This window comes from Pseudoalteromonas sp. Ps84H-4, assembly GCF_024124645.1.
In the GTDB taxonomy this organism is placed as follows: domain Bacteria; phylum Pseudomonadota; class Gammaproteobacteria; order Enterobacterales; family Alteromonadaceae; genus Pseudoalteromonas; species Pseudoalteromonas lipolytica_C.
Window position 1 is genome coordinate 1 of record NZ_JAMXSK010000052.1, and the last position, 9,765, is coordinate 9,765.

The window sequence follows — 9,765 nt, forward strand, 5'->3', positions numbered from 1 at the left end:
AGTTAGGAATCGCACAATGGAAAAAGCTCAGTGGATATCATGTGCGCTCATTAGCAGAAACAGCGATGTACCGTTTTAAACAGTTGATGGGGGCTAAGCTAAATGCGCGTGATTACAATCGCCAACTAGTTGAAGCGATGATCAAAGTGAAGGCGCTAAATAAGATCAACACCCTTGGTCTGCCTAAATATCAGTAAGTTAAGTGAATTTGTTAGAGAGCTGCATTTGATCAACAAGGCCTATACTAACCTCAAAATCTATTCATTCACTACATACAGTCTTTTGATTAAATAATTGTAATGTTCAGCTTCACTTGTTGTCCTGATACAACTCTTTAATGGTGAGATCTTACAAGGCTCATCACCGAATACAATGATAGGTACATGGCCATAAAACATAACCGTGTTAGTGTCATCAGTGAAAGAAACGTTCAGCTTAGGTGTTATTGGTAAAGGTCTTTTCACCTTGATAAATTCGCCAGGTTTTGATTTCACTAATTCAATTTCTTTTTCAACCCATGGCGCCCATTCAGATCTAGTTTTACCTGAAGGTGGGTTATCTTTACTGCCGGCTAAATACTTAAGAAACTCTTCTTTGTTAATAGTTCTCATACTATTTTTGTTACACCAAGTAAAACCAACTCGTTTAACTGGGCCATCAGCAACTTTGATCAGCCTGTATATTTGTAAGGTAATAGCGTTAGGGCAAATTGACTGTATTAGCTCTCGCTTTTGACCTTGATTGAGTTTGCTGCTGTTGATGAGCTCTTTTATTATCACTTTTTGTAAATTACATGCATCCACCAGCTGTGAAGCTGATTGATAATGAATTGGCGCCAATTGGATAAAGCCAGGTAGTCTAAAAGGGTATTTAGGTGAGTGGTTATAATCTGGCGTAAACCGGGCAAAAGAACCTGTGGCCATACTTAATGCAGTAAAGCCGGTATGCTTTTCAGGGATTACTAATTCCCAGCCACTAGTATCGGACATATCACCAGCTGAAGCTGGTAACTTATAGCATTCAGCATGAACCACCTCACATTCATGAAGGAATTGGTTAAGTGCTTCAGTCGCACTAACTAATTGGTTAAATGCAAACGCAACATCATTATACAAAGACATAGGCAATTCAATTAAGCGGTTAATTTCTATACCATCATACCATTTATTGTATATAAAGCATACACCTCAGCATCTGCGTTTTTGTCCTTTGTTTAATTTAATTTTTCTTTTATTTATTTTTATCTTCTTGAAGTAGGGCGCAATTCAATCAGGGTTGTTCAATGGCACTATGGGCGGGTGAGTATTGATTTAAGATGTTAGTATGATGGTATAGCTTTAATGTTGTTAGTTAAGGTAGCCTTAATTCTTAGAAACAAGATATCCAGATGAAAATAACAGTGGATCTTTTATACCCTGCTAAATGCTTGATAAACTGTTAGCATTTGTAATGCTCATATCAAAAAATTCCTGCTCCAGTTATTGCTGTTTTATCAGATAATCTGCATGAGATAGAGTCACACGTTGGATTAGATAACCTATTTACGTATGCTGACGCACCAGGTGAACCGCCTGTAGGGTCTAAACAAGTAAAAATACAAGCTTGGTTACGACGAATTAATCAAGAATCTGATTTCCACTTAAAATTCTAGGGAAAATCATTGAAGAATACATGGAGTTATCTGATGAATTAGCTCAAGATAGCTATCAATGGGGGGACGGTAGTTCAGCTCCCAGCAAATCATTATTGGAGGTAATTAAAGGTCATGATATCCCTTCAATAGAAGCTGAGTTTAACCGCGCATTAAATAATGTAAATTCAGCCCCACGAGACGCTGTTTCCGCTGCATGTAATATATTAGAGTCAATCTTTAAGGTATACATTGAAGATAAAAAATTACCGTTCCCCCAAAAGCAAGATCTCCAAGGTGTCTGGAAAGTAGTAAGAGATGATTTAGGTTTTGACACTAAACTAGTTCAAGATGATGATCTAAAGAGGATTATATCTGGGATGTTGTCAATTGTGGGAGGCATTGGTGCATTTAGAACGCATGCTAGCTCAGCGCATAGGGAAGGACGCAAGGTTTATAATTTGAAACCACGCCACGCTAGGCTTGCTATTCACTCTGCGCATACTTTAGCATTATTTGTCCTCGAAACTTGGGATGAAAAAAGTCAAAAAAGCCTAAGAGTGTTTAAGCTTTGAATTAGCCGTTTAATGCTTGTGTCCTAAATGGCCAAGATTTGAGCCGCTGGAGTAGAAAATGTATTTGGCATGGGAAGATCTATTTCTTACTTTGTTTTTAGGCCGATTTCGAAAGGGGCGCGAAGCCCATAAATGAGTAAATCGAATTCTTAATCGCTACACTGGGGCAAGGGCAGCTTGATACTATTAAATTTGGGTAGGGTGCAGGGTGAGAGCATACTTTGTTAACAAGTATTAACCAAAGATAAGCTCAGCCCTGAATTCATCGTCAAAACTAGCCCTAACACACTTACTGCGTATCGAGTCTTTACGGCCTTTGTGCTGTTTTACCAGGTTGCGAACAACCCGTCTGAACAGCGCCATATTCTCCGCCGAAATCGGCTCGCTTATCTGGCAAGCGTCTTCCTTAAAGACGACATCCAACACCCAGTGCTGCTGATTTTCTATGTGCCAATGATGGAGGATTGCTTTCTGCAACATCTGTGCATCTGGCTCGACAGAAGTAACATAAAAGTGCGTGTCTATTTTTATTATTGAGTCGGACTTATTGTGCCTTTCGACTGCGACCAACGAAGTAAGCCCTGGCCATTTTTCTTTTATCTCTTTAGGCAGTTTGTCTGCTTTTAGAGCGTAAGTGATCCGTGTTTCCTGACGTCCATGCCCATTGCTGGTTTGTACGTCCTCAGGCAAATCTCCCTCTTCTTCAAAAGCTTTTTCAAAACATGAAGCGACTGCTTTATAAAGCGTTTTCTGATTTGCTTTGACCTGAACCAAATAGTCCGCATCTCTTGAAGTCAGTGCTGAGAGTGTCGCTTTCTGACAATGTAGTGCATCTAGTGTGATGATAGAGTCTGAAATATCGAGCACATCTAATAAGGCCCTAACTGCTGGGATCTCGTTAGATTTACTTTCTACGGTACGCTGATACAAAGTTAAACCAGATTCACAATCAAAAGCGGACACCAAGTGTAAGTTATCCTCACGCTTTTTACTGGCACCACGCAGAGTTTTCCCATCAAATGCAATAATTGGCTTGTCAGATTGAGTTCGTTGCTCGTTAACCCAACTAAGCAGGGCCAAAATCAGAGAGTCAGTTTCCACTGTTTTAAGAATACGAGCAATACTATGTCGCGTTGGAATACCATGTTTAAATGCTCTGAACTGTCGGAGCCAAGACAGCTTGCTGTGTCCAAACACTTCGATATCTTTCCAGCCTTCACAACCAGATAAAACCGCCGAAATGATAAGAAATAAGACATCAGTAAGGTCATGATGTTGATTGATGAAAGAACGCTTATCTTCCACAAGTTCAAGGTGGCTAAATAACGACATAATTAACAAGTAGATAGTGACAATGTGGGCGTTATTAGATCAGAAAAGAGGCGGATGTTAAAGCCTTTTTACAAAGTGCGATCCCGCCGTGGGGTAGGGTGTTATTAGAAATCGTTAAAGAAAGAGTTTTATCTGAGCCAATAATTTTTATAAAGCCAGACTCTTTATCTAATGTTTTTAGGCCTGTAAAAAATACCTCAGCAAACCAAAGAGCTTTGTCTTTATCCAATGTAAATCTTTTAGCTACATCTCCTCCAGCGCCACTATAACCAATTTCTACAACGTAATATTCTTTCATGTTTAACCTCTTATTTTAAATTAATTACTTTTTTACTATTGAACCACAAAGTTGGCCATCACGCTCAGAGTAAGAAAATTTAAAATTTTGAAACTCAGTAGATACCACTTTTATATTCTCAAGTTCAGATGAGTAAGTGTCATTCAATAGTTTTTCCTCTCCACTTATAGTGTTTAAGGCCGCATACGTAGTAAGAAGATCCACTTTTATTTGCTTTTTGATTGCAGCTCTATCATATGATAATGGATAACATGCAGTATTATCCCCAGGGATAATTGCTGCAGCTTCGCTAGATAAGCACGCTAAGATTATTGATATTAGTGCTGTACTATTTTTCATTGTAAGTCTTCCACATCGAGCATTTAAATCTAAGCTATCACACTCTTAAAATCGCGCTATTTTCCAGAACTAAACAATTTAACAGGCCCAAAACGCAATGTTCCTTGCTTTGAGTTCAATAGAGGCAATATCAAAGTAATGATTAAGGGAGTGTAAAACTCAAGTGGCAAAGTCATGCCGTATCGAAAATATGAATTCAAGCTGCAACTTCCAATGGATAATGAAATACAAAGTGAAATGTAAAATAACCCGCGTATTGGGCTTTGCTTTTTTTTAATGAGTAACATTTGAACCTCCAATTAACATCACTCAATGATAAATTTCAATGGAACATATTAAGTTTGTTTTTAATTAAAATTTCGATTTTTTTAGACCAAACATATTGGGGTTTTGCGCCCATCCCCTCGAAATTAACCTTAGTCTAAATTTTTAAGCTTTTTTCTAACTCTAATTACCGTACTTCGACTAACTCCAACTGCTTCAGCCGTTTTATTAATACTAAATCCAGCTTCAGTAAACGAGGCAATCCTATCATGAGCCTCTAAATCAGGCTGACGACCGTGATAAAGTCCCTTTTGCTGTGCTTTTACAATACCTTCTTTTTGCTTACGTTCACGTTCTCGATATTCTTTATATGCACTGGCCGCTAATATTTCTAACAGCATATTATTAATAGCACTAAGTATTGATCTCATAAAATCATCACTTGGAAAACTGCCAAATGTTAAATGACTGGTTGGTAGATCTAAACTAACAACACTAATTCCTTTTTCATTTATTGAGGCTACAAGAGTTTTCCAATCATCAGGGCTTAGCCTTGTTAAACGATCGATTGATTCAACTAACAAAACATCACCGGACTCTGATTCATCCAATAAACGAATTAGCTCTGGTCTATCTAAAGAATTACCAGATTTATTTTCTATATAAAAAGAAGCAATTCGTTTGCTGAAGCCAGAAACGAATTTTTTTAATGAGCTTTTTGCTCTATTTGCATCTTGCTCAGAAGTTGATGCTCGTAAATATGCTCTTATGAACATTTTTGCCTAATTAGGTCTATTTAGATGGTGTCATATCATATAGGTTTATTTAAGTGGTGTCATTACGTAATTGCCTGTGATATATTAACAGTATCTTTAGGGTGTACTCATGTAGAACTGCATGTAATAACACTAATTTGGACTTTGATAATGAAAAAGGATAAACCATACATTGTTGTGGTTTAATATTGTTGTAACAACGGTAACTTTACTTATTTAATAGAAGAAAAAACAAAATCAATTAGCGATGTTTAAACTGGTATTCATTGATGGTCACTTTAATTAGATATAAAGTAAGTAAACAAAAAGTCAGTAAGGTAATTGATAACGTGTCTAAACGAACCATAAGTATGTTGGCTAAAGAACTGAGTGTAAATGTCGAAACAATTCGCTTTTATGAACGCAAAGGCTTAATTAAACAACCACCAAAGCCTATGCAGGGCTATAGACATTACCCGAAAGAAACGGTAAATAGAATACATTTTATCAAGCGTTCTCAAGAATTAGGTTTTACGCTAAATGAGATTGAAGGGTTACTTGCGTTAAACGATAGTCCATGTAGTAAAGTACAAGAATTAGCTAATAAAAAGCTGATCGCAGTACAAAAAAAGATGGCTGACTTGTTGTTGTTAGAACACGCTTTGGAAGAACATTTAGGACAATGCCAAAATAATGATGACGATAGCCACTGCCCAATAATTGATTCGTTGCAACCGAAGTAAATGATTCACTTAACTACCATTTCCCACTAAAACAGCATATCCAATTTTACTTCTGCGCCTTAATTCAAGTTAGCTTATTCCCCGTATCTGTCGTAGCAGATTATCAAAGATAAATTTTTTATAAATCACCCTTGACTCCGTACTTAGGTACATGCAATACACTTGCATTATCACTTAATGAGGTATCTATATGAATCAAAAAGAATCAAACCTTCCAATGATAGGAGGCATCATAGCAGCATTAGGCGCAGGCGTATGCTGTGTAGGTCCTTTGCTCCTGTTATTACTTGGGGTAAGTGGCTCATGGATTGGTAATTTAACTGCATTTGAACCCTATAGGCCATTATTTATCGCATTTGTAGTGTTGTTGTTTGGTTACTCAGGTTGGAAAATTTACCGTCCTGTAGAAGAGTGTGAGCCGGGAACGGCCTGTGCAATTCCTAAGAAACAGCAACAACGAAAAGTCATTTTCTGGCTGAGCGCTATAGTTGCGACAATTTTAGTGACCAGTAATTATTGGATACTTTTGTTTGCTTAATATACAGATCAAGAAATTTATAACATTTTAAAATTTGGAGCTAATTATGAAAAAATTATTATTAACCGCACTGCTTTCACTTTCTAGTTTTGGTGCTTTTGCTGAAGTAAAAACAGTTACACTGGAAGTGCCAACGATGAACTGTGCGACATGTCCAATCACAGTTAAAAAGTCATTAGAAAATGTTGATGGCGTTGAAAATGCGAAAGTTACCTACAAGCCTAAGCTAGCTGTTGTTTCTTTTGATGACACTAAAACCAACATCAATGCATTAATTGCAGCGACTACCAACGCTGGCTACCCTTCAAATTTAAAAAGTGAAAATAAGTAATGTTTAGCCCCTTAGAACTAGTTACGCGTATCGGAGATAAAGCAGGCTCTATAGGTGCACTTGTTTCGGCAATGGGATGCGCCATGTGTTTTCCCGCGATAGCTAGTCTTGGTGCGGCAATTGGGATGGGATTTCTTAGTCAGTGGGAAGGGGTATTTATCAATACGTTGTTACCACTGTTTGCAGTATTAGCGCTGGCAATGAATATCTTAGGCTGGTTTAGCCATCGTCAATGGCACCGTAGTTTTATCGGTTCAATTGGCCCCATTTTGGTTTTACTCTCTTTATACCCTTGGTTCCAGTACGGGTGGAGTTCATACGTTACTTATACGGGGCTAGGACTAATGGTTGCTGTATCAATTTGGGACATGGTTTCTCCTGCGAATAAACGCTGTGATGATGAAACTTGTACCGCTTAACTTTTTAAGAGGAATAAAATATGTCAACGAATAGTTGTTGCTCGTCAAATGACATCCAGCCAGAACAATTACATGTAGCCATTATTGGTAGTGGTTCAGGGGCCTTTGCCAGTGCGATTAAAGCAGCAGAAGGCGGAGCAAGAGTTACTATCATTGAAGGAGCCGATGTAATCGGAGGTTGCTGTGTAAATGTCGGCTGTGTTCCTTCAAAAATATTGATCCGTGCTGCGCAATTAGCGCATCAGCAACGTACTAACCCGTTTGATGGTTTAGAAAATATTCAGCCACAACTTAGCCGCTCCTTATTAGCACATCAGCAAAACGCTCGCGTCGAAGAACTACGCGATGCTAAATATCAACGTATTTTAGAGAGTAATCCCGCGCTATCTTTACTTAAAGGTTATGCACGTTTTAAAAATCAAAATACCTTGCTAGTTCACAAGTCTGATGGTAGTGAAGAAGAGCTGGTTGCAGATCGCATTTTAATTGCAACAGGCTCTACACCAAGCATTCCGCCAATTAAGGGTTTAGTTGATACACCTTATTGGACATCAACAGAAGCCTTATTTGCAGAAGAGTTACCGAGTAGTCTAGTTGTCATCGGCTCCTCCGTTGTTGCTCTGGAAATTGCGCAAGCTTATGCCCGTTTAGGTAGCCGTGTGACAATTCTAGCCAGACATACCCTTTTATATGCTGAAGATCCGTTATTAGGTGAAAAACTGGCAGAGTGCTTTGAAAAAGAAGGTATTAGGGTACTTAATAATACGCAAGCAAGTCATGTTTCTTATGATAGCAATGGTTTTTCATTGGAAACTAACGAAGGAACATTAATCGCTGAAAAATTGCTTATCTCTACGGGTCGCCATGCAAATACTGGAAAGCTTGGTTTAGAAAATGTTGGTGTTGAAACAGATAAAAGTGGTGCCATTGTTGTTAATAGTATGATGGAAACATCAACAGCTAACATTTATGCCGCTGGAGATTGCTCCAATATGCCACAATTTGTTTATGTTGCTGCTGCTGCCGGAAGTAGGGCTGGAATTAATATGACAGGTGGAAATGCGCAACTCGACTTATCTACCATGCCTGCTGTTATATTCACCGACCCACAAGTTGCTACGGTAGGTCTAACCGAAGTACAAGCTTCAGCGGTAGGAATAAATACGATAAGTCGTGTACTTGATATGGAAAACGTACCAAGAGCTTTAGCAAATTTTGAAACGGATGGTTTTATCAAGTTGGTAGCTGAAGAATCCACGGGAAAACTGATAGGCGCACAAATTTTAGCCCATGAAGGCGGAGAACTGATTCAAAGTGCGGCTCTTGCTATTCATAATAAAATGACAGTCGAAGAATTGGCAGGTCAACTATTTCCGTATTTGACGATGGTTGAAGGATTGAAGTTATGCGCTCAAACCTTTAGCAAAGACGTTAAAGAGCTATCTTGCTGCGCAGGGTAATCATTTAACGGTAATGTACTTACAGAAATGTTAATGGAGTGCCAATTGATTGAATGTAATCAAGATATCTTAAGGCATTCCATTAACAACACAAATTGGAAGCATGCTAAGTCATGATTAAATCTAAGGTTGAAAACATTCCTGTTGGTGAAGTCAGTTTTTTGACAGAGATACCTGACATCAATAAGTTCATTAGTAGTGATGATGATGCGTTGGATTTTCCTTTGAGTATTTCTCAACTGGCACTAGCTGCACAAACATCTGTCCATACGGTAAGAAATTATGTTCTTGAGAACTTAGTACACTGCGAAGAAAAAACTAAGTCAGGCCATTCACTTTACGGCTTATGTGCATTAAAGAGATTAAAGTTCATTCGAGCAGCAAGGGCGGCAGGTCTTCTTGTAGTTGATATCAAGCCATTACTAATGGCAATAGATGCAGGAGAAAGAAAAGTTCCTGAAGACATCCAAAAGCTGCTACTTACTAAAATCGAGCATAGAAAAGTATTTTTAAATCTAGTAACAAACCAAATTGAAGAGTTTTGCAATTAGAACAATTATAGAACAGTTCATGGCTCGACTAAAAACTTGTTAGCTTATCTGTTTTCTATCAATGTTAGCTTGTATATATCAAGCATATAGAATATCAACACCTCCAATTTTTAATGGCACTTTGATGCGCAGTACCTTTTGAATTAGAAATACAAACAGATGGCATTCTTTAACTTATTGATTCTACATCACTAAGTAAACCAGCTAAGTCGATTTCTTTGCGGTCTTTATTAAAGGCATATTCCCCATTTAGATTAATGTGTTGCCAAGCAACAGGTGAAAGCCGAGAAATAACATCAACCACATCTTGCCTACCGTTCCTCTCTTGGATTTGTAAAAATGCCGATAGTAACGCGGAATTATAATAAATAATGCAATTTGAAATGAGTCGAGCACAATCGTTCCATTGTGATACTTGGTAATCATTCCCCCCACGAAATTTATTGCCATTAACTGAAGTAATAGCACGTTTTAACTGATGGTATGCTTCACCTCTGTTCAAGGCTTGCTGGACGTAATGACGCAACGTT

Annotated in this window: 13 protein-coding genes and 1 pseudogene; 8 read left to right on the top strand and 6 right to left on the bottom strand. The window is 38.1% G+C overall.

The genetic code is table 11. The annotated features are described in order from the left end of the window. Window positions 1-197: pseudogene (locus tag NH454_RS21760) on the top strand (IS5/IS1182 family transposase); the annotation flags it as partial. A 60-nt stretch (window positions 198-257) separates the two neighbouring features. Here NH454_RS21760 and NH454_RS21765 read toward each other — a convergent pair. Continuing rightward, a complete protein-coding gene (locus tag NH454_RS21765; RefSeq protein ID WP_235374278.1) occupies window positions 258-1,121 on the bottom strand; it encodes a DNA replication terminus site-binding protein in 864 nt (287 codons plus the stop codon). A 550-nt stretch (window positions 1,122-1,671) separates the two neighbouring features. Between NH454_RS21765 and NH454_RS21770 the strand changes: the two genes are divergently transcribed. Beyond that, window positions 1,672-2,205 (top strand): abortive infection family protein, encoded by a 534-nt coding sequence (locus tag NH454_RS21770; protein ID WP_235374277.1) that lies wholly within the window; start codon window positions 1,672-1,674, stop codon window positions 2,203-2,205. 234 nt (window positions 2,206-2,439) lie between these two features. On the opposite strand, the gene NH454_RS21775 is transcribed toward NH454_RS21770, so the two are convergent. The 4 genes from NH454_RS21775 to NH454_RS21790 all read right to left on the bottom strand — a co-directional run bounded on the left by NH454_RS21775 (window position 2,440) and on the right by NH454_RS21790 (window position 5,214). Then, the gene (locus NH454_RS21775) at window positions 2,440-3,537 is read right to left on the bottom strand and encodes an ISAs1 family transposase (protein ID WP_235374276.1); all 1,098 of its coding nucleotides are present in this window, start codon (window positions 3,535-3,537) and stop codon (window positions 2,440-2,442) included. Window positions 3,538-3,571: 34 nt separating this feature from the next. Beyond that, window positions 3,572-3,835 (bottom strand): hypothetical protein, encoded by a 264-nt coding sequence (locus NH454_RS21780; RefSeq protein ID WP_235374275.1) that lies wholly within the window; start codon window positions 3,833-3,835, stop codon window positions 3,572-3,574. Window positions 3,836-3,859: 24 nt separating this feature from the next. Beyond that, window positions 3,860-4,174 carry a hypothetical protein gene (locus NH454_RS21785; protein ID WP_235374274.1) on the bottom strand — a complete coding sequence of 105 codons (315 nt, stop codon included), beginning with the start codon at window positions 4,172-4,174 and terminating at the stop codon, window positions 3,860-3,862. A gap of 416 nt (window positions 4,175-4,590) precedes the next feature. After that, window positions 4,591-5,214 (bottom strand): recombinase family protein, encoded by a 624-nt coding sequence (locus tag NH454_RS21790; RefSeq protein WP_008467336.1) that lies wholly within the window; start codon window positions 5,212-5,214, stop codon window positions 4,591-4,593. Between the two features lie 269 nt (window positions 5,215-5,483). Here NH454_RS21790 and merR point away from each other — a divergent pair, with 269 nt between their 5' ends. The 6 genes from merR to NH454_RS21820 all read left to right on the top strand — a co-directional run bounded on the left by merR (window position 5,484) and on the right by NH454_RS21820 (window position 9,235). Further along, window positions 5,484-5,936 carry an Hg(II)-responsive transcriptional regulator gene (merR, locus tag NH454_RS21795; protein WP_008110844.1) on the top strand — a complete coding sequence of 151 codons (453 nt, stop codon included), beginning with the start codon at window positions 5,484-5,486 and terminating at the stop codon, window positions 5,934-5,936. A 190-nt stretch (window positions 5,937-6,126) separates the two neighbouring features. Then, window positions 6,127-6,474 (top strand): mercuric transporter MerT family protein, encoded by a 348-nt coding sequence (locus tag NH454_RS21800; protein WP_016899520.1) that lies wholly within the window; start codon window positions 6,127-6,129, stop codon window positions 6,472-6,474. 46 nt (window positions 6,475-6,520) lie between these two features. Further along, the gene (gene merP / locus NH454_RS21805) at window positions 6,521-6,805 is read left to right on the top strand and encodes a mercury resistance system periplasmic binding protein MerP (RefSeq protein WP_008110847.1); all 285 of its coding nucleotides are present in this window, start codon (window positions 6,521-6,523) and stop codon (window positions 6,803-6,805) included. After that, window positions 6,805-7,224, top strand: coding sequence for an organomercurial transporter MerC (gene merC, locus NH454_RS21810; RefSeq protein ID WP_008467331.1), 420 nt, complete (start codon window positions 6,805-6,807; stop codon window positions 7,222-7,224). The genes merP and merC overlap by 1 nt, the downstream gene beginning before the upstream one ends. Window positions 7,225-7,244: 20 nt before the next feature. Beyond that, entirely contained in the window at window positions 7,245-8,684 is a 1,440-nt protein-coding gene (gene merA, locus NH454_RS21815) for a mercury(II) reductase (RefSeq protein WP_008467329.1), read from the top strand. Window positions 8,685-8,797: 113 nt separating this feature from the next. Next, window positions 8,798-9,235, top strand: a complete 438-nt coding sequence (locus tag NH454_RS21820; RefSeq protein WP_008110853.1) for a MerR family transcriptional regulator — start codon at window positions 8,798-8,800, stop codon at window positions 9,233-9,235. A 169-nt stretch (window positions 9,236-9,404) separates the two neighbouring features. On the opposite strand, the gene NH454_RS21825 is transcribed toward NH454_RS21820, so the two are convergent. Continuing rightward, window positions 9,405-9,765, bottom strand: a 361-nt coding sequence (locus NH454_RS21825; RefSeq protein WP_253040201.1) for a transposase, incomplete at its 5' end; no start/stop codon positions are given.